This is a genomic window from Streptomyces sp. NPDC028289, from assembly GCF_055565975.1.
Map to the genome: position 1 here is coordinate 913,715 of NZ_JBVHTI010000003.1, position 19,850 is coordinate 933,564.

Annotated in this window: 14 protein-coding genes; 11 read left to right on the top strand and 3 right to left on the bottom strand. The window is 72.4% G+C overall.

Annotation, left to right across the window (positions count from 1 at the left end; all coding sequences use genetic code 11):
* Positions 1 to 3: 3 nt before the first annotated feature.
* The 11 genes from ACZ4UV_RS18300 to moeZ all read left to right on the top strand — a co-directional run bounded on the left by ACZ4UV_RS18300 (position 4) and on the right by moeZ (position 13,639).
* Positions 4 to 1,524, top strand: coding sequence for a DUF3152 domain-containing protein (locus tag ACZ4UV_RS18300; RefSeq protein WP_467838944.1), 1,521 nt, complete (start codon positions 4 to 6; stop codon positions 1,522 to 1,524).
* Positions 1,525 to 1,580: 56 nt separating this feature from the next.
* Positions 1,581 to 1,673: an Ms4533A family Cys-rich leader peptide gene (locus ACZ4UV_RS18305; RefSeq protein WP_351321593.1), complete on the top strand. Its 93-nt coding sequence runs from the start codon at positions 1,581 to 1,583 to the stop codon at positions 1,671 to 1,673.
* A 166-nt stretch (positions 1,674 to 1,839) separates the two neighbouring features.
* Entirely contained in the window at positions 1,840 to 3,558 is a 1,719-nt protein-coding gene (locus ACZ4UV_RS18310) for an ABC transporter substrate-binding protein (protein ID WP_451022352.1), read from the top strand.
* A 4-nt stretch (positions 3,559 to 3,562) separates the two neighbouring features.
* Positions 3,563 to 4,594 carry an ABC transporter permease gene (locus tag ACZ4UV_RS18315; RefSeq protein WP_467838947.1) on the top strand — a complete coding sequence of 344 codons (1,032 nt, stop codon included), beginning with the start codon at positions 3,563 to 3,565 and terminating at the stop codon, positions 4,592 to 4,594.
* Complete coding sequence (locus tag ACZ4UV_RS18320; protein WP_467838950.1) at positions 4,591 to 5,589, top strand: ABC transporter permease; 999 nt, start codon at positions 4,591 to 4,593, stop codon at positions 5,587 to 5,589. The genes ACZ4UV_RS18315 and ACZ4UV_RS18320 overlap by 4 nt, the downstream gene beginning before the upstream one ends.
* On the top strand, positions 5,586 to 7,178 hold the full coding sequence (locus ACZ4UV_RS18325; protein ID WP_467838953.1) for a dipeptide ABC transporter ATP-binding protein: 1,593 nt from the start codon (positions 5,586 to 5,588) through the stop codon (positions 7,176 to 7,178). Before ACZ4UV_RS18320 ends, ACZ4UV_RS18325 begins: the two co-directional genes overlap by 4 nt.
* Positions 7,179 to 7,445: 267 nt before the next feature.
* The gene (locus tag ACZ4UV_RS18330) at positions 7,446 to 9,191 is read left to right on the top strand and encodes a glycosyltransferase (protein WP_467838956.1); all 1,746 of its coding nucleotides are present in this window, start codon (positions 7,446 to 7,448) and stop codon (positions 9,189 to 9,191) included.
* A complete protein-coding gene (locus ACZ4UV_RS18335; RefSeq protein WP_451016887.1) occupies positions 9,188 to 10,519 on the top strand; it encodes a hypothetical protein in 1,332 nt (443 codons plus the stop codon). The genes ACZ4UV_RS18330 and ACZ4UV_RS18335 overlap by 4 nt, the downstream gene beginning before the upstream one ends.
* A gap of 181 nt (positions 10,520 to 10,700) precedes the next feature.
* A complete protein-coding gene (locus tag ACZ4UV_RS18340; protein ID WP_388907111.1) occupies positions 10,701 to 11,660 on the top strand; it encodes an NAD-dependent epimerase/dehydratase family protein in 960 nt (319 codons plus the stop codon).
* On the top strand, positions 11,648 to 12,397 hold the full coding sequence (locus ACZ4UV_RS18345) for a spherulation-specific family 4 protein (RefSeq protein ID WP_451016888.1): 750 nt from the start codon (positions 11,648 to 11,650) through the stop codon (positions 12,395 to 12,397). Before ACZ4UV_RS18340 ends, ACZ4UV_RS18345 begins: the two co-directional genes overlap by 13 nt.
* Before the next feature lie 63 nt (positions 12,398 to 12,460).
* A complete protein-coding gene (gene moeZ, locus ACZ4UV_RS18350) occupies positions 12,461 to 13,639 on the top strand; it encodes an adenylyltransferase/sulfurtransferase MoeZ (protein ID WP_351489685.1) in 1,179 nt (392 codons plus the stop codon).
* A gap of 62 nt (positions 13,640 to 13,701) precedes the next feature.
* Here moeZ and ACZ4UV_RS18355 read toward each other — a convergent pair whose 3' ends face one another.
* The 3 genes from ACZ4UV_RS18355 to ACZ4UV_RS18365 form a co-directional block, all read right to left on the bottom strand.
* Entirely contained in the window at positions 13,702 to 15,249 is a 1,548-nt protein-coding gene (locus ACZ4UV_RS18355) for an alpha/beta hydrolase (RefSeq protein WP_451016889.1), read from the bottom strand.
* A 121-nt stretch (positions 15,250 to 15,370) separates the two neighbouring features.
* Positions 15,371 to 16,912 carry an alpha/beta hydrolase gene (locus ACZ4UV_RS18360; protein WP_451016890.1) on the bottom strand — a complete coding sequence of 514 codons (1,542 nt, stop codon included), beginning with the start codon at positions 16,910 to 16,912 and terminating at the stop codon, positions 15,371 to 15,373.
* 98 nt (positions 16,913 to 17,010) lie between these two features.
* Positions 17,011 to 19,776, bottom strand: a complete 2,766-nt coding sequence (locus tag ACZ4UV_RS18365; RefSeq protein WP_451016891.1) for a lysylphosphatidylglycerol synthase domain-containing protein — start codon at positions 19,774 to 19,776, stop codon at positions 17,011 to 17,013.
* Positions 19,777 to 19,850: the final 74 nt, after the last annotated feature.

A 19,850-nucleotide genomic window follows, 5' to 3' on the forward strand; every position in this document is an offset into this window, starting at 1 on the left:
CGAGTGGGACGCCACAGCCGCCGCGGGCCGGCACCCAAGGATGACGCGGCGGACATAGCGAACGTGCGCGGGGCCCGGAAACAGGGCCCGGGAGATGGCGAGCGCGGTTCCGCGGGGCCTGCGGGGCCCACGGTGCCGCGCCCGGCCGACGGGACACCCGTGGGCGGGGCGCCGCGGTTCGCGGACGGTACGCCCGCGCAGGGCGTCCCGCGGCTGCCCGACGGCACACCTGCTCGGGGTGTGCCGCGGTTCGCCGACGGGACTCCGGCCCACGGAGTCCCGCGCTTCCCCGACGGAACCCCGGCGCATGGCGCCCCCCGCGTCCGTGGCGGTCACCCGCAGCAGCGTGAAGCGGGCGGTGGCTGGGGTCGGTTGGGCGGGGCGGCCGGTGCTCCCTCCGGGCCCGGCGGTGCCGCTTCAGGGACCGCCGGTACCGCTTCCGGGCCTGCCGGTGCAGCCTTCGGGGCGACCGGTGTGTCGATACCGCGGCAGCGGCAGAGCGCGCCCGGCGGTCCGCGGCAGGACTACGTCGACGCCTTCGGCGAGGACGCCGACGTCTTCACGCCCCGTCCCGGCATCGGCGCCCAGCGCGCGGAAACGTATCCGCCCGGCGCGGGTCCGGACACGTCCCCGCTCCCGTCCGGCATCGACGGCGGTGCGGGCGACAGCGACGCGCCGCCCGCCGGCGAGTCCGGGCGGCCCAAGGGCGGCAAGAGCCGGGCCTTCGCGGGTGTCGCGGCCGCCGCCGTCACCACCGTGCTCGCGGTGATCGTCGCCGGGCAGGTGATCGACGGCCGGGACGGCGACGGCGCACGGTCGCAGTCGGCCGCGGACGGGACGCGGGCCACCGACGGCGCCGCCTCGCGCGGGGACAGCCGTACGACGCCGTCCGCGTCGGCCTCCGCCTCGCCGGGCGTGGTGACGCTGTCGTACGAGCAGGCGATGGGCGAGAAGTACCCGCTCAGCGCCGAACTGGCCGGGTCCGGGAAGTTCAGCACCGTGCCCGGGAGCGCGAAGGCGCCGGGCAAGGGGCGGAAGTACACCTACCGCGTCGACGTGGAGCAGGGCCTGGGCCTGGACGGGAAACTGTTCGCCGAGGCCGTGCAGAAGACGCTCAACGACGACCGGAGCTGGGCCCACGACGGCGCCCGTGCCTTCGCGCGCGTGTCCACCGGCAAGCCCGACTTCGTGATCACGCTCGCCAGCCCCGGCACCACCGCCAAGTGGTGCGCCAAGTCCGGCCTCGACACGACCGAGGACAACGTGTCCTGCGACTCGGCCTCCACCGAACGCGTCATGATCAACGCGTACAGGTGGGCCCAGGGCAGCAAGACGTACGGCGACAAGATCCACGCCTACCGGCAGATGCTGATCAACCACGAGGTCGGCCACCGGCTTGGCTACGGCCATGTGGCCTGCGACAAGGACGGTGAGCTGGCGCCGGTCATGCAGCAGCAGACCAAGTTCCTCGACCACGACGGAATCCACTGCCTGCCCAACCCCTGGCCCTATCCCAAGAGTTGACAGGTGGCTCATACATCACATTGACATGCGCAGAAAGTTCGTACATATTTCTGGGCATGTCGTCCCTTCACGCCTCCGCGCGCGCCGCCATCGAGCTGGCGCTCATCGGCGTGACCGCGCTCTGCGTGGCCGACATCCACTGTCGCTGACGCCCGCCTTCTGGCGTTCGCGTCGCGACTTTTCTCTCTTGCCGTGACCTGGGTCACGGCTCTTTCGACGACCTGACGCCCGGGCAGACGTCTGTTCACTTTCGTCTCACTCCTCGTCAATCTGTCTCGCCCATCGAGACTCGCCTTCCGAGAGGTCGTCATTCCGATGCGTCATCCGTCCCTAACCAGCGCCCGTGCGGCGTACGTTTCGCTTGCCCTGGTCGTGGCAGCGGGCGCCGCCGCCTGCGGGCCGAAGGACAACGATGCCAACGGCTCCAGTGGCGACTCCACGCCGCACAAGGGCGGCACGCTGACCGTCCTGAACTCCGACCCCCAGACGGACTTCGACCCGGCCCGCCTGTACACCTCCGGCGGCGGCAACGTGCCCTCCCTGGTCTTCCGTACGCTCACCACCCGCAACCGCGCGGACGGCGCCGCCGGCACCAAGGTCGTCCCCGACCTGGCCACCGACACCGGACGCCCCAGCAAGAACGCGACCGTGTGGACGTACACGCTGAAGACGGGCCTCAAGTACGAGGACGGCACCGCGATCACGTCCGCCGACATCAAGTACGGCATCGAGCGCTCCTTCGCCCCCGAGCTCTCCGGCGGTGCGCCCTACCTGCGGGACTGGCTGGTCGGCGCGGCCGACTACCAGGGGCCGTACAAGGACAAGAAGGGACTCTCGGCGATCGAGACGCCGGACAGCCGGACGATCGTCTTCCATCTGAACAAGCCCGAGGGCGAGTTCCCGTTCCTGGCCACGCAGACGCAGTTCACGCCGGTCCCGCAGGCCAAGGACACGGGCACCAAGTACGAGGAGCACCCGGTCTCGTCCGGCCCCTACAAGGTCGTGAAGAACGAGAACGACGGCGAGCACCTGGTGCTTGAGCGGAACACGTACTGGTCCGCGGCCGTCGACGACCAGCGCAAGGCGTACCCGGACAAGATCGACGTACAGTCCGGGCTCGACTCGTCCGTGATCAACCAGCGGCTGTCGGCGTCCCAGGGGACGGACGCGGCCGCCGTGACGACGGACACCAACCTCGGTCCGGCCGAACTCGCCAAGGTGACCGGGGACAAGGAACTCGCCGCTCGCGTCGGCACCGGGCACTTCGGCTACACGAACTACATAGCGTTCAACCCGAAGGTCAAGCCGTTCGACAACCCCAAGGTGCGGCAGGCGATCTCGTACGCCGTCGACCGGTCGTCCGTGATCAACGCGGCCGGCGGCAGCGCCCTCGCCGAGCCCGCGACCACCTTCCTGCCCGACCAGAAGTCCTTCGGCTACACGCCGTACGACCTCTTCCCGGCGGGCGACACCGGCAACGCGGCCAAGGCCAAGGAGCTGCTGAAGGAGGCGGGTTATCCGAACGGGCTCACCGTCACGCTGACCCACGACAACGCCGACAACTTCAAGACGAGCCCCGAGATCGCGACCGCGATCCAGGACGCCCTCAAGAAGGCCGGCATCACGGTCAAGCTCCAGGGCCTGGAGGACAACAACTACTCCGACACGGTCCACAGCGTGAAGACCGAGCCGGGCTTCTTCCTCGCCGCGTGGGGTGCCGACTGGCCCTCCGGCGGTCCCTTCCTCGCCCCGATCTTCGACGGCCGGCAGATCGTCAAGGACGGCGCGAACTTCAACGCTTCCCAGCTCAACGATGCTTCGGTCAACGCCGAGATTGACGCGATCAACAAGTTGACCGATCTGGACGCGGCCGCCAAGCGGTGGGGTGCACTGGACAAGAAGATCGGCGCGCAGGCGCTGACCGTCCCGCTGTTCCACCCCGTCTACAAGCGGCTCGTCGGCAAGGACATCAAGAACGTCGTGATCAGCGACTGGACCGGCGTCCTGGACATCTCCCAGGTCGCGGTGAAGTAGCACCGTGAGCGAGGCACTTGTCGCCACCCAGGCCCCCGAGGCGTCCGCCTCGGGGGCTTCGGGGGCTCGTCAGTTCTGGCGGCGGCTGCGTACGCAGCGGGCCGCCGCGGTCGCGGCGGGCGTCGTCGCGCTGCTCGTCCTGGTCGCGCTCGCCGCGCCGCTGCTCACCGCGTTGGAGGGCCAGGACCCGACCACCTACCACCCCTCCCTCATCGACTCCGCGCGCGGCGGCGTGCCGATCGGCTCCCTCGGCGGCATCTCCGCCGACCACTGGCTGGGCGTGGAGCCGCAGACCGGGCGGGACCTGTTCGCACGGCTGGTGTACGGGGCGCGGGTGTCCCTGGGCGTCGCGTTCGCGGCGACCGTGATCCAGGTCTTCCTCGGGCTGGTCGTCGGCGTGGCGGCCGCGCTCGGCGGTGGATGGGTTGATCAACTGTTGAGCCGGATCACGGACATCTTCGTCGCGCTGCCCCTGATGGTCATGTCGCTGGCGCTGCTCGCGATCGTGCCGCAGAGCTTCCCCCGGCCCGTCCTGGTCACCCTCGTCATCGGGCTCATCTCCTGGGGCACCATCGCGAAGATCGTGCGCGCCCAGACGCTCACCCTGAAGGGGCTCGACTACGTCGCCGCCGCACGGCTCAGCGGCTGGGGTGCCTGGCGCATCGCCCGCCGCGAGCTGCTGCCCGGCCTGGCCGCGCCGGTCATCACGTACGCCTCGATCCTCATCCCGGTCAACATCAGCGCCGAGGCGGCCCTGTCCTTCCTCGGCGTCGGCGTGAAGCCGCCGACGCCCTCCTGGGGCCAGATGCTCACCGCCGCCGACGTCTGGTACCAGGCGGCCCCGCAGTACCTGCTGCTGCCGGCCGGCGCGCTGTTCGTGACCGTCCTCGCGATGACCGTCCTCGGCGACGGCGTCCGCACCGCTCTGGACCCGCGCGCCGCCTCCCGGCTCGGCGTCGGCACCGGTCGCAGGCGCGCGTCCGGGACGACGGCGAACGCGACGGCGACGGCCTCGGCGAAGGAGGAATCCGCGTGAACGGCTTCGGCGGCTTCCTGCTCCGCCGCACCATCGGCACCCTGGCGACCCTGCTCGCCATCTCGGTGATCGTCTACGTCGTCTTCTACGTCACCCCGGGCAACGTCGCCCAGATCACCTGCGGCCCGCGCTGCTCCCCGGAGCAGGTGCACCAGGTGGCCCAGCAACTGCATCTCGACGACCCCCTGTACGTGCGCTACTGGCACTTCCTGCAGGGCCTGGTCGTCGGCCAGGACTACTCCACCGGCACCTCCGTGGAACACTGCTCCGCGCCCTGCCTCGGCCTCTCCTACCAGACCGACCAGCAGGTCCTGAGCATCATCCTGACCAGGCTCCCGGTCAGCCTCTCGCTGGTGTTCGGCGCGATGCTGCTGTGGCTGCTCCTGGGCGTCGGCACGGGCGTGCTCTCCGTCTGGCGGCGCGGCCGGCTCACCGAGCGGGTGCTGACCGGCCTGACGCTCGCGGGCTGGGCCACGCCGGTCTTCGTCATCGGCCTGGTCCTGATGATCGTCGTCTGCGGCGAACTGCAGCTGCTGCCCTTCCCGCAGTACGTGAAGTTCACCGACGACCCCGAACAGTGGGCGTGGAACCTGCTGCTGCCCTGGCTCTCCCTCGCCCTCATCGAGTCCGCCGCGTTCGCCCGGATGACCCGGGCGTCGATGCTGGAGACCCTCGCCGAGGACCACATCCGCACCTTCCGCGCGTACGGCGTGGGTGAGCGGTCGATCGTCGGGCGGCACGCCCTGCGCGGGGCGCTCGCGCCGGTCATCGCGCTGAACGCCAACAACTTCGGCTCGGCCGTCGGCGGAGCCGTGCTCACCGAGACGCTGTTCGGCCTGCCCGGCCTCGGCCAGGAGCTCGTCCACGCCGTCAGCGTGGTCGACCTGCCCGTCGTCGTCGGCATGGTCCTCGTCGTCGGCTTCTTCGTGGTGCTCGCCAACGCCGTCGCGGACGTGCTGTACGCGGTGGCCGACCGACGGGTGGTACTGACGTGAGTCTCGTCCAAGTCACTGATCTGACAGTCGAGTTCGGCGACCTGCGGGCCGTGGACGGGCTGTCCTTCACCCTGGAGCGCGGCGCCGCCCTCGCCCTGGTCGGCGAGTCCGGCTCCGGCAAGTCCACGGTCGCTTCGGCCCTGCTGGGCCTGCACCACGGCACGGGAGCGCGGCTCGGCGGCTCGATCGAGGTCGCCGGTACCGACGTACAGGCCGCCTCCGACGGCGAACTGCGCAAGCTGCGCGGCGCGAAGGCGGCGATGGTCTTCCAGGACCCGCTGTCGTCCCTCGACCCGTACTACGCGATCGGCGACCAGATCGCCGAGGTGTACCGCGTGCACACGCGCGCGTCACGGCGATCCGCACGCGCGCGTGCGGTGGAGGTGCTCGACCGGGTCGGCATCCCGGACGCCCCGCGCCGGTCCCGGTCCCGCCCGCACGAGTTCAGCGGCGGCATGCGCCAGCGCGCGCTGATCGCCATGGCGCTCGCCTGCGAGCCCGAGCTGCTCATCGCGGACGAGCCCACCACCGCTCTCGACGTGACCGTCCAGGCCCAGATCCTCGACCTGCTGCACACCCTGCGCGAGGAGACCGGCATGGGCCTGCTGCTCGTCACTCACGACGTGGGCGTCGCCGCCGAGAGCGTCGACCAGGTGCTCGTCATGCGGCACGGGCGCATGGTCGAGCAGGGGCCGGTCGCCGCCGTGCTCGGCTCGCCCGCCGAGCCGTACACCCGGGAACTGCTCTCCGCCGTCCCGCGCGTGGACGCGGTGCGCGCGCCCTCACAGGCGTCCGAGGAGGTCGTCCTGGAGGCAGCAGGTCTGCGCCGCGAGTTCGGGCGCGGGAAGCGGGCGTTCGCCGCCGTGGACGACGTCACCCTGACCGTGCACCGGGGCGAGACCCTCGGCGTCGTCGGCGAGAGCGGCAGCGGCAAGACCACCCTCGGCCGGATGCTGGTCGGGCTGCTGGAGCCGACGGCGGGGGAGGTCCGTTACGACGGACACGCGCGCGTGGGCGTGAACCCGGCCGTCCAGATGGTCTTCCAGGACCCGGTGTCCTCCCTCAACCCGCGGCGCAGCGTCGGCGAGTCCATCGCCGACCCGCTGCGGGCGCGGGGCGAACGGGACGAGGGGCGCATCCGGGGGCGCGTGATCGAACTGCTGGAGCGTGTGGGGCTCGAAGGGGCGCACTACCAGCGTTATCCGCACGAGTTCAGCGGCGGTCAGCGCCAGCGCGTGGGCATCGCGCGGGCGCTCGCGGCCGACCCGCGGGTCATCGTCTGCGACGAGCCGGTCTCCGCGCTGGACGTCACCACCCAGGCCCAGGTCGTCGCCCTGCTCGGCGAACTCCAGCGCGAACTCGGACTCGCGCTCGTCTTCGTCGCCCACGACCTCGCCGTCGTGCGCCAGGTCAGCGACCGGGTCGCGGTCATGCGCCGCGGCCGGATCGTCGAGACCGGGCCCGCCGACGAGGTCTACGACAACCCCCAGGACCCGTACACCAGGCAGCTGCTGGCCGCCGTGCCCGCCCTCGACCCCGAGGCCGCGGCCCGGCGGCGGGCGGCGCGCCGGGAACTGGCGGCGGCGTGACTTTTCCGCAGATCTGGACGCGAACCCGAACGTGACGTTCCGCCGCAGATCGGTCGCCTAGCGCGACGAAACGCGACCCGCACGGGAAAGTTACGACCGTTCACCCCTTTTGGTGGCGCGATGGACAACCGTCCGTCGCGCCACCGTCTTGTCCGCATACCTTCGTCCCGCTGCGAGCCGCCGAGCCACGGTGGCTCCCCATACGGGAGATCGATCGGGGGTGCACACGTGCGCATCGGACTGATTACGGAGGGTGGCTATCCGTATGTGAGCGGTGACGCCAGACTCTGGTGCGACCGGCTCGTGCGCGGGCTCGGGCAGCACGAGTTCGACCTCTACGCGCTCAGCCGCACCCGGCACCAGGAGGACGAGGGCTGGCTGCCGCTGCCACCGCACGTCAGCCGGGTCCGGACGGCTCCTCTGTGGACCGCCGACGAGGACGGCGTCACGTACGGACGGCGCGCGCGCCGGCGCTTCGCCGAGTGCTACGGCGAGTTCGTGGGGGTGCTGTGCGCCGGTCCGGCCGCGGACGGCACGGATGGCGCAGGCGGCACGTACGGCGGGGACGGCGCGACCGGGCCGGGCGACGCGGGCGGCCCCCGGGTCGTGCCCGACTCTCTGGCGGACCGTTTCGGCAACGCGCTCCGCGGACTTGCCGAACTCGCCCGTGACGAGGGCGGCCTGGCCGGGGCGCTCCGCTCCGACACCGCCCTGCGCGCACTGGAGTGCGCCTGCCGCGCGCCCGGCGCCCTCGGTACGGCGCGCGAGGCACGCGTGCCCGACCTGCTCGCCGTCGCCGCACACCTCGAACGCGCCCTGCGCCCCCTCTCCCTGGACTGGTACGGCGACGACGGCCTCGGCGCGGCCGACCTCTGTCACGCCACCGCCGGCGGCCCGGCCGCCCTGGCCGGCCTGCTCGCCGGGCACTTCTCCGGGGTGCCGCTGCTGGTCACCGAGTACGGCGTGCAGCTGCGCTCGCACTACCTCGCCACCGGCCCCGACGCCGCCGCCCCCGCCGTACGCGCGCTGCTCGCCGCCTTCCACGGCCGGCTCGCCGCCGAGGTCTACCGCCGCGCCGCGATCATCACCCCGGGCAACGCGCACGCCCGCCGCTGGCAGGAGCGCTGCGGCGCCGAGCGCGCCCGCATCCGAACCGTGCATCCCGGCATGGAGGCCGCCCGCTTCACCGAGGTGGGCGAGGCCCCGGACCGCGCGGAACCGGACACGCTCGTGTGGGTCGGCCGGATCGAGCCGGCCAAGGACCTGGTGTCACTGCTGCACGCCTTCGCCGAGGTTCGCAAGGAGGAGCCCAAGGCGCGGCTGCGCGTCGTGGGCGCTCCGGCGGGGCCGGAGGGAGAGGCCTACCTGGGGCACTGCAGGGCGCTCGCCGCACAGCTCTTCCCCGACGAGGCCGAGGGCGTGCACGCCGTCGGCGACAACCCGGTCTCCTTCGAGGAGGTAGGCGGACCGGAGGCACCGACCCTCGCCGACGCCTACGCGTCCGGCTCGGTCGTCGTCCTGTCCAGCGTCGTCGAGGGCTTCCCGGTGGGACTCGTCGAAGCGATGTTCTGCGGCCGGGCGACCGTCTCCACGGACGTCGGCGCCGTGGTGGAGGCCATCGGCGGCACCGGGCTGGTCGTACCCCCACGCAATCCGCGGGCGCTCGCCGAGGCGTGCGTGGCCCTGCTGCGCGACCCCGAGCGCCGTGAGCGCCTCGGAGCCGCCGCCCGCGCCCGTGCGCTCGAACTGTTCACCGTCGAGCAGAACATCGCGGCATTTCACAGCATTTACCTGGAGATCGTCTCGCACTGCCCGGTACGCCGGGTCGTCCTGGGCCAGGCGGGCGAGCCCCTGCCGTTCGCCGTCCCGGCCGAGGCCCACGTGCCGGGCCGCTGGACCCGCCCCACGGCCCGCGTCGCACATCGCGCCGTACCGGGCTGGGCCCTGGGCACCGCACTGCGGCCCACCCCGGTACGGGCCGCCCCGCGCACGGCCACCGAGGGGGCGCTGTGAACGGCGACGAAGGCGGCCCGCTGAACGGCGGTCCAGGAGAGCTGGACCGGCCCGGGCGGCCCGGCGCGGCCGACGCCTGGGACGCGCGATCGGAAGGGTGGCTGCTGGGAGCGGACGAGGCCGGCCCGGAGCACGCCTTCCCCATGGGCGGGACGCCGGCGTCCGGCGGGGTCCCCCCGGGCGGCCCGGCTGCTGCCGAGGGCACCGTCGGCAGCCGCAGGACCACACGCCGCCGAGGCGCCGCCGCAGACCCGGTGAAGGCGCTGATGCACCGGCACCGCGCACTCTGCGAGCGGGCCGTGGACCCGCTGGAGATCGCGGCCGGCCTCGAAGCGCACGGCGTCACCGACCGCACCGCCGCCCGCTTCCGGCACCGTGACGTCTTCTCCCTCGCGGAAGAGCTCTACGCGCGCGTGCCCCGCGACGACGGCCCGCGCTCGTACCCCGAACCGGCACCCGCGCCCCGCGTGCGCGCCGACTGGGCGCTGCTCACGCTCCTCCCGGGCGCCGTGTGCGCGGCGGCCGTGACCGGCGTACGGCTCACCGAGGGCCGCCCCCGCCTCCTCGCGGCAGCCGTCGGCGTGCTCGCCGTCGCCCTGGCCGTACGCCCGGCCCTGTGCCGCGGCCCCCTGGCCGCACCGGCTCGAACCCCCGCCTGGCGCACCGTCACCGGCACCCGCGCCTGGACCTGCTGGCTGCTCGCCTACGCCCTGCTCGGCGACGGCCTGCTCCGGGCGGTCCTGGACGGCGGGCCCGACGGCCTCCCGACCGGCGCGGCCGACGGCCCCTGGCCGGTGACCACGGCCCCCGTCCTGGCCCTCACCCTTGCCTGCGCACCGGCGGCCTGGAGCGCCCACCTCTTCACGGCGGGCGCCCGCCGCAGGCTCGCGGCCAGCCGGGGCCTGGAGGAGTTCACCGGGGCCGTACGGCCGTTGCTGCTGGGCGTCTTCGCCCTCTTCCTCGGCGTCCTCACCGCCCTGCTCGCCCTGTGCGGCGCCGCCCTCGGCGAACCCGCCGACTATGCGGCGGCCCTCACCCTCGGCGCCCTCCTCCTGCTCGCCCGCCTCCTCGCCGTCCACAACGTCCCGCAGGGGCCCACCCTCGCCGTCGCGGCCGCCACGGAAGCGGCGGCCGTGGCCCTCGTCCTGGCCGGCCGACTGCCCGGCTGCGCCTTCCTGGCCGCCCCCGTCGACACCCTGGTCGACGCCTGGGGAGCGGGCAGCGTCCCGGCACTCGTCTGCGGCGCCGCCGCCCTGGCGCTGCTGTTCCGGGCGACCGGCACCCTCACCCGGGCCTCGGCCCACGCGCCGACGGGAGACCCGGAGTGAGCAGAGCCGCCGATGACCTCGCACGCCTCGCCGAGCCGTCCCGGCGGCCGGTGCCCGGCATCCCGCCGGAGGCAACCGCACCACCTCTTGAAGGAGACCACCAGATGACCACCTCCCGACCCGGACCCGGAGCGTCCGGAACCACCGGAGTCGCCGGAGCGCACACCCCGGGAGCCGCGCGATGAGGGTTCTGCTGATCGGAGCCAACGGATACCTCGGCCGCTTCGTCGCCGACCGGCTGCTCGCCGACCCGGCCGTCCAGCTCACCGCGCTCGGCCGCGGCGACGACGCCGACGTCCGCTTCGACCTCGCCACCGGCAGCCCCGGCGCGCTCACCCGCTTCCTCGACGCGGTCCACCCGGGCGTCATCGTGAACTGCGCCGGCGCCACCCGCGGCGGTGCCCGGGAACTCACCCGGCACAACACCGTCGCCGTCGCCACCGTCTGCGAGGCCCTGCGCCGCAGCGGCTGCGGCGCCCGCCTGGTGCAGGTCGGCTGCAGCTCCGAGTACGGCCCGAGCCAGCCCGGCTCCTCCACCGCCGAGGACGCCGTGCCGCGCCCCGGCGGCCCGTACGGCGTCAGCAAGCTCGCCGCCACCGAACTCGTCCTCGGCTCCGGCCTCGACGCCGTCGTCCTGCGCGTCTTCTCGCCCGCCGGACCCGGCACGCCGGCCGGCTCACCACTCGGCCGCCTCGCCGAGGCGATGCGCCGCGCCATGCAGTCCGGCGACGGCGAGCTCAAACTCGGCGGCCTCGGCGCCCAGCGCGACTTCGTCGACGTACGCGACGTCGCCCGCGCCGTCCACGCGGCCTCGCTCTCCGCCGCCCAGGGCGTCATCAACATCGGCTCCGGCCGCGCCGTCCGGCTCCGCGACGCCGCCGCCGTCCTCGCCCGGGTGGCCGGATACGGCGGCGCCCTGCACGAACTGGACGGCCCGCCCGGCCCGCTGCGCGGCGCCATCGGCCACCCCCGGATGGACGGCGAGCACACGGGCCCGGTCGCGTACCCGTACCCGGACGGCTGCGGCAGCTGGCAGCAGGCCGACGTGCGCTGCGCCCGCGACCGCCTCGGCTGGCGCCCCCGCATCAACCTCGAGGAGTCCCTCGCGGACATCTGGATGGAGGCGGCGTGCCGCATCTGAGCAGCACCAGGGCGGGCGCCGCGACCACCGGCGTCCGCACCGCCGTCGGCGTCCCCGGCTACGCCCACCCGCTCCTCGCCCCCGCCCAGTGGGCCGAACTCACCCGCCCGGGCACACCCCTGCACTGGGTCGTCCTCGACGTGGCGAACGGCCCCGGCAGCCGCCCCGACCCGCACTGCCTGGAGGCGGCCGGCCGGCTCCGCAACGCGGGCGTCCGCGTCCTCGGCCACCTGGACACCACCTACGGCGCCCGCTCCCACGGCGACCTGCTCACCGACGCCCGCCACTTCCGCGACTGGTACCGCGTCGACGGCTTCCTGCTCGACCGCTGCCCCACCGAGCGCACCGCGCTCCCCGAGATCCGCCGCGCGGTCGCCGCGCTCCGCACCGTCGGTGACGGCCCCCACATAGTCCTCGGCCACGGCACCCACCCCCACCCGGGCTACGCCGAGAACGCCGACCAGCTGGTGACCTTCGCCGGGCCCTGGAGCGACTACCGCTGGTCCCAGGTCGCCGAGTGGACCGCCGACTACCCACCCGACCGCTTCTGCCACTTCGTGCACGGCGTGCCCCTCGGCCACCTCGACGAGGCGCTGCGCATAGCCCGCTGGCAGGGCGCCGCCACGATCTACTTCACCGACCGGACCGATCGCTGGGGCCGGGCCGATCCCTGGGAGGCCATGCCCGGCTACTGGGACGAATTCGTCTCGCGGATCGGAACGGGTGTCTCGGAATGAAGAAGCCCGTGGCAGTGTTACAGGGAGAACAACTGTAGTGATTGACCGATCAACGGAGTCCCCGTGTCGCTGCCACCCCTGGTCGAGCCAGCCTCTGAGCTCACCGTAGACGAGGTCCGCAGGTACTCCCGCCACCTGATCATCCCGGACGTGGGGATGGACGGGCAGAAGCGGCTGAAGAACGCCAAGGTGCTCTGTGTGGGCGCCGGCGGCCTGGGCTCGCCGGCGCTGATGTACCTGGCCGCCGCGGGCGTCGGCACTCTGGGCATCGTGGAGTTCGACGAGGTCGACGAGTCGAACCTGCAGCGCCAGATCATCCACAGCCAGGCCGACATCGGCCGCTCCAAGGCGGAGTCCGCCCGTGACACGGTCAAGGGCATCAACCCGTACGTGGACGTGATCCTTCACGAAGAGCGGCTCGAGGCCGAGAACGTGATGGACATCTTCAGCCAGTACGACCTGATCGTCGACGGCACCGACAACTTCGCCACCCGCTACCTGGTGAACGACGCCTGCGTGCTGCTGAACAAGCCGTACGTCTGGGGCTCCATCTACCGCTTCGACGGCCAGGCCTCGGTCTTCTGGTCCGAGTACGGCCCCTGCTACCGCTGCCTCTACCCGGAGCCCCCGCCGCCGGGCATGGTCCCGTCCTGCGCCGAGGGCGGCGTCCTGGGCGTGCTGTGCGCGTCCATCGGCTCCATCCAGGTCACCGAGGCCATCAAGGTCCTCACCGGCACCGGTGAGCCCCTCGTCGGCCGCCTGATGATCTACGACGCCCTGGAGATGCAGTACCGCCAGGTCAAGGTCCGCAAGGACCCGAACTGCGCGGTCTGTGGCGAGAACCCCACCGTCACCGAGCTCATCGACTACGAGGCCTTCTGCGGCGTCGTCTCCGAGGAGGCCCAGCAGGCGGCCGCCGGCTCGACGATCACTCCGAAGCAGCTCAAGGAGTGGATCGACGACGGCGAGAACATCGAGATCATCGACGTCCGCGAGCCGAACGAGTACGAGATCGTCTCCATCCCGGGCGCCAAGCTGATCCCGAAGAACGAGTTCCTCCTCGGCACCGCCCTGGAGGGCCTGCCCCAGGACAAGAAGATCGTCCTGCACTGCAAGACGGGTGTCCGCAGTGCGGAGGTGCTCGCCGTCCTGAAGTCCGCGGGCTTCGCGGACGCCGTCCACGTCGGCGGCGGCGTGATCGGCTGGGTCAACCAGATCGAGCCGTCGAAGCCGGTCTACTGAGCACAGGCTCCGCGGTGGGCGGGGGCTTCGGGCACGACAGGTGCCCGGAGCCCCCGCCTTCGTCATGAGCAGACCGTGCCGTCCTTCGGAACCGTGCCGCTGACCAGGTAGGCGTTCACCGCCGAGTCCACGCAGTCGCTGCCACTGCCGTACGCGCCGTGGCCCTCGCCCTTCCAGGTCAGCTCGACCCCGACACCCTTGCCCAGCTCGTCGGCCATCCTCCGGGCGCCCTCGTACGGGGTGGCCGGGTCGCCGGTGTTGCCGACCAGCAGGATCGGCGCCGCGCCCGGTGCGCTCACCTCCGGCGTGTCCCACTGGCCCGCCACCGGCCAGTCGTGGCACCAGCCGGCCGAGTCCCAGCCGAGGAAGTCCCCGAAGACGGGTGACACCTTCTCGAACTCCGCCAGCCGCTTCTTCGTCTCGGCGAGCGTCGGCCGCTCCTTGTCGTCCAGGCACGATATGACCCGTTGCGAGTGCGTGGTCGTGCCGTAGTGCCCCGAGGAGTCACGCTCGTTGTACTGGTCCGCGAGCGACAGCAGCTCCGAGCCGTCGCCCTCCTCGGCCGCCTTGAGTGCGCTGGTCAGCGTCGGCCAGCTGTCCTGGCTGTACAGCGGCAGCACGATGCCGGTGACCGCGAGGCTCTGGGTCAGCTTCCGCCCGGAGGACGTGGGCAGTGGTGCGGCGTCCAGCCGCTTCAGCAGATCGGCGATCTTCTGGGAGCCCTCGGCCGGGTCCTGGCCGGTGGACTTGAGGTAGTCGTCCAGGGCCCGCTGGAAGCCGGCGGCCTGGTTCTTCTCCTGGCCGACCGAGTCGGCCGTCGGGTCCACCACCGCGTCCAGGATCAGCCGTCCCACCTTCTTCGGGAACAGGTGGGCGTACACACCACCCAGTTCGGTGCCGTAGGAGATGCCGAAGTAGTGCATCTTCGCGTCGCCGAGGACCTGGCGCATCAGGTCCATGTCGCGGGCCGTGTCGGTCGTCGAGACATGCGCGATCAGCTTGCCGGCGGCCTTCTCGCAGCCCTTGCCGAAGTCGGCGGCGTCCTGGAAGTACGCCGTCTCCTCCGCCGCGGTGTCCGGTGTCGCGTCGATCGACTCGGCGCTCTGGATGTCCTTGTCGCTGCGGCAGCGGATCCCCTCACTGGCCCCCACCCCGCGCGGGTCCCAGCTCACCAGGTCGTATCGCTCGCGCAGCGCGGAGACGGTGGAGGCGTAGTACGGCATCGTCGAGACGCCGGAGCCGCCCGGCCCGCCGAAGTTGAACAGCAGCGAGCCGATCCGCTTCCCGGAGCCCCCGCTCGCCTGCTCCCGGATCAGCGCCAGCCCGATCGTCTCCCCGTCCGGCTTCGCCCAGTCCAACGGCACCTTGAGCGTCGCACACCGCCATTCGTCCCCGGGCGCGGCCGAGTCCGAAGTGGCCTTGCAGCGGCTCCAGTCGAGCTTCTGGGAGGTGAGGGAAGCCGGCAGGGCGGCCGAGCCGCCGGCGGAGGCCGACGGCTGCCGGGACGCGGCCTTCCCTTCGTCCCCGCCCCCGCCGGACGCCCCGCCGCTGCACCCGGCCACGAGCAGCCCCGCGGCGACAGCGGCCGCCCACCGTACATATCGCAACATGCGCGCACACCCCCCACACAGGCTCTCCGCGCATTCGTTGCGGGAGAGCGGTCAGGCCATAGTAGGCGGCGCAGGCGAAGGCCGTTGAAGGCTGTGGATAACCGCCTGACCTGCGGTTCTGCTAGGTGCAGACCGCTCCGGCCTTCGGGACCGTCCCCTCCAGCAGATAGCCGTTCACGGCCCCCTGCACGCACTTGTCCTTGCTGTCGTACGCCCCGTGCCCCTGCCCCCGGTAGGTCAGCTCGACCCCGACGCCCTTCCCGAGCGCGTCCACCATCTTCTGCGCGCCCTCGTACGGCGTCGCCGGATCCCCCGTGTTGCCCACGACCAGGATCGGCGCGGCCCCGGGCGCACTGACGTCGGGGTGGTCGGCGGCCCCCGGCACCGCCCAGTCGGTGCAGCTGACCATGCCCCAGGCGAGGTAGTCGCCGAACAGCGGGGAGGCGGCGCGGAACTCGGGCAGTTTCTGCTGGACGTAGTCGGCGGTGTACCGCTGCTTCTCGTCGGCGCAGTTGATGGCGATGTTCGCCGCCGTGATGTTGCTGTACTCCCCGTTCTCGCTGCGGCCGTTCATCGAGTCGGACAGCAGCATCAGGATCTTCCCGTCGCCGTCGTAGGCCTCTTCGAGCCCCTCGGTGAGGTACTCCCAGAAATCCTTGGAGTACAGGGACTGCGCGATGCCGTTGGTGGCGGCGGACTGGGTGAGCTCGCGGGGCAGGATGCCGGGGATCGGCTTCCTGTCGAGGTCCGCGAGGAGCTTGGCGATACGGTCCTTCACGTCCTGCGGGGTGTCGCCGATCGGGCACTCCGTCTGCTTCGACGTGCAGTCCGCGGCGAAGTTGTCGAGCGCGAGTTGGAAGCCCTTCGCCTGCCCGAGCGAGCTCTGCTCCGGGTCCTGGGTGGGGTCGACGACGCCGTCGAAGACGGCCCGGCCCACGTTCTTCGGGAACAGGTGGGCGTAGACGCCGCCGAGTTCGGTGCCGTAGGAGATGCCGAAGTAGTGCATCTTCGTGTCGCCGAGGACCTGGCGCATCAGGTCCATGTCGCGGGCCGCGTCGGTGGTGCGGACGTGCGGCAGGATCGCCCTGGAGTTCTTCTCGCAGGCGGCGTTGAACTGCTTGGTGCGGTTGATCAGCTGGGTGCGCTCGGCGCTGGTGTCGGGCGTCGCGTCCTGCTGGAAGTAGTTGTCGAGCTGGGCGTCGTTCTCGCACTCGACGGGGTCGCTGCGGCCGACTCCGCGCGGGTCGAAGCTGACGAGGTCGTAGCGGGTGCGCAGGGCGGCGTAGTCCGTGCCGAACGCGGGAAGCGTGGTGACGCCGCTGCCGCCGGGCCCGCCGAAGTTGAAGATCAGGGAGCCGATCCGCTTGCTCGCGTCGCCGCTGGCCCTGGCCCGGATCAGCGCGAGGCCGATGGTGGCGCCCTTCGGTTTCGACCAGTCCAGGGGCGCCTTCATGGTGGCGCACTGCCAGGTGCCGCCGCCGGGCAGCGGTGACGGCGCGTCGCCGCCGCCCTCGGCCTCGTCGGGCGCGGGGCAGTTCTTCCAGTCCAGTTTCTGCGCCGCCAGATCCCCGTCCTTGGAACCGTCGCTGCACCCGGTCGGCAGGCAGGCCAGGACCAGGGCGGCAGTCAGGGCGGTGACACGGATCCGGAAGGGGTTGGGCATGCTCCCATCCTGGGGTCGCGCACGGCCACGCGCGCGGGGCGCGAGCCGTCCGAGGTACGCCCCGAGGTACGCCCCGAGGTACGCCCCGAGGTACGCCCCTAGAGCGCGCCCTTGCGGGAGAGGTGGTTGAAGGCCAGCCAGCCCGGCAGGACCGGCAGCCACAGGGTCAGCAGCCGGTACAGCAGGACGGCGGGCGCCGCGACCTCCTTGGGCAGGCCGACGGCGATCAGGCCGACGGTCAGGGTCGCCTCGACCGCGCCGACACCGCCCGGGGTCGGCGCCGCCGAGCCGAGCGCGTTGCCGGCGAGGAAGACGACGGCGACGCTGGCGATGCTCAGCGAGGTCGAGTCGTCGCCGAACGCGCGGATGGAGGCGTCCAGGCACATCACGAAGCAGGCGGTCAGCAGCAGCATGCCGCCGATGCCGGTGACGAGCTTCTGCGGCCGCTGCAGCACGTCCAGCATGCGCGGCACGACACCCGCGAAGAGCGACCGCACGCGCGTGCTGACGAACTTCCGCAGGAACGGCACCGAGGTCACCACGAGGACCAGCACCGCGACGGTCAGCAGGCCCGCGATGACCGTGCGGGACGGGGACAGCGACGGGGTCTTCTCGGTGCCGGTCAGATAACCGAAGGACAGCAGCATCAGGATGTGACAGCCCAGCCCGAACAGCTGCGAGGCGCCGACGCTCGCCACCGCGCCCCCGGGGCGCACGCCCGCGCGCTGCAGGAAGCGCGTGTTGAGGGCGACCCCGCCGACCGCGGCGGGCGCGACGATCTTCACGAACGACCCGGCGACCTGTGCCGCCACGGTCCTCACGAACGGCACCCGCTCCGGCACGAACCCGAGCAGCGACATCGCGGCGGCGACGTAGCTGAGCGCAGAGAACAGCACGGCGGCGATCACCCAGCCCCACTGGGCGTTCGCGACCAGGGGGCCGAACTCGATGTGGGTGAGCTGGGTCAGCAGGTAGTACCCGCCGATCGCGCCGGCGATGACGCTGATCAGCGTGCGCGGCCTTACCCGCTCCAGGCGGGCCGGCTCCACGGGTGCCTGCGGCCGGATCTTCAGCACCTGATGCCGGATCTGGGTGAGCAGGTCCTCCTCGCGGGCCTCTTCCAGCGCGTCGTCCAGGGCCCGCTTCTCGGCCCGCTGCTCGGCACGCACCGTCTTCTTGTCGGGTTTCTCGGCCTCCTCGGCGCGGGCCTGCTTGGCCTGCCGGGACGCCTCCAGGACCGCGTCCCGTTCGCGCTGGGCGCGCTCCCTGGCAAGTCTGCGCAGCGTCGCGCGCGTGGAGCGCGTCAGCGCGATCGGCTGGAGCATCGGCAGGCAGTCGGCGACGGCGTCGGGGCCGAGCACGCCGACCGCCGAGGCCACCGCCCGCTCGGCACCCACCCGCAGCCCGAGCGTGGTGACCAGCTGGGCGACGTCCATGCGCAGCAGCAGTTCGCCGGCGGCGATCTCGCCGCCGCGCAGGTCGGTGAGGATCACCGTGCCGGAACGATCCACCAGGATGGCGTCGCCCGCGAGCCTGCGGTGCGCGATCCGGCGCGACTGCAACGCCTGCACCTGGTGCCAGGTGTGACGCAGGAGTTCGTCGGTGATCTCCTCGTCGGCCAGCGAGTCGAGGGTGCGGCCGCCGGTGTGCTCGTAGACGAGCATCACGGCGTCGGGCCCCAGCTCGGAGGTGGCGATCAGCTTGGGCGCGTTGGCGCCGGCCGCGATCGCCGCGTACGCCAGCAGGGCCTCCTGCTCCAGGGCCTGGCGCAGTGACTGGAGGCTGGAGCGGGTGGCGAAGCCGCGCAGGGTCAGGTTGCGCCAGGCGCGGTAGAAGAAGCCCTGGGCCTGCTGCTCCCGGTCGACGACCGTGACGTCCAGCGGCGGGCCGTCCTCCAGGGTGACGAAGTAGCGCCGGCCCCGGTCGCCGTTCTCGGTGTCCAGGGCCTCCTCGCGGGCCGCGCCGACCGGGTGGAAGCCGACGTGCCTGAGGCCCGCCAGCAGGGTCCGTCCGGTGGGGCGGACGTTGGGGGAGCCGACGGCGTACAGCGTGCCGTAGGCGACGGTCCAGCCGATCAGCACCGTGAGGATGATCGAGAACGGTGTCGTGTAGCCGGTGACGAGCATGGAGAACGCGTCGAGCAGCAGCACGATCCACAGCACCGCGCGCCATCTCGGCCGCCGGGACATGCCGACGGCCGTCATGTAGGCGATGACGGGCGCGAGATAGCCGTGCACCGGGTCGGTGAGGGCGTGGATGTCACCGGGGGAGGGCTGGGTGAGCGCCTCCTGGATGGAGTCCGGGGCGGCCCTGGCCACCCACAGGTCCGTGGCGAGAGTCACTCCGTGGGCGAGGACGGCCGCGAGCACGCCGTCGGCGATGCGCAGCCCGTCCCGCTTGATCAGCCGCTCGATCGCGAACGCGACCGGCACCAGCAGGATCGCGATGCTGGAGGCCAGCCCCGCGAACCTGATCAGCAGGTCCGGGGCCTGTCCGGTGCCCTTGTTGATGTCCTGTTCGAGCCCGGAGGTGGTGCCGTGCGCGAACGCGGCGATGCCGAGCAGCAGGGCGATGGCGAGCACGCCGACCAGGAGCCGCATGAGGTCGGAGGGGCGGTGCACGCGCGCGGGGAGCAGCGGTTCGTCGCCCTCCACCTCGTCGGCGTGTGCCTCGTCGCACCCGTGTTCCGCCTCGGCGGCGTCCGGGCCCGAGGCGTCCTGGTCCACGGTGCCCGGCCGAGCGGTGTCCGGGTGCGCGGTGTCGGATCCGGGCGCGTCCGGGCGTGCGGCAGCGTCAGAGGTGCTCGCCCCGCCCTCGGGAGGCACACCCTGCTGCTCGGTCGTCTCTTCTTGGTCTCGTATCACCAGTCACCGCCCGCACGATGGTGGCATGCTCCACCGACACCCGGGGGCATCAGGGTGCAGATGCGGGGGCGCAC

Bases quoted from the DNA above. Each gene is read 5' to 3' on its own strand.
- ACZ4UV_RS18340 (WP_388907111.1), top strand. From the start codon at position 10,701: ATGAGGGTTCTGCTGATCGGAGCCAACGGATACCTCGGCCGCTTCGTC.
- ACZ4UV_RS18360 (WP_451016890.1), bottom strand. From the start codon at position 16,912: ATGCCCAACCCCTTCCGGATCCGTGTCACCGCCCTGACTGCCGCCCTG.
- ACZ4UV_RS18310 (WP_451022352.1), top strand. From the start codon at position 1,840: ATGCGTCATCCGTCCCTAACCAGCGCCCGTGCGGCGTACGTTTCGCTT.
- ACZ4UV_RS18305 (WP_351321593.1), top strand. From the start codon at position 1,581: ATGTCGTCCCTTCACGCCTCCGCGCGCGCCGCCATCGAGCTGGCGCTC.
- ACZ4UV_RS18355 (WP_451016889.1), bottom strand. From the start codon at position 15,249: ATGTTGCGATATGTACGGTGGGCGGCCGCTGTCGCCGCGGGGCTGCTC.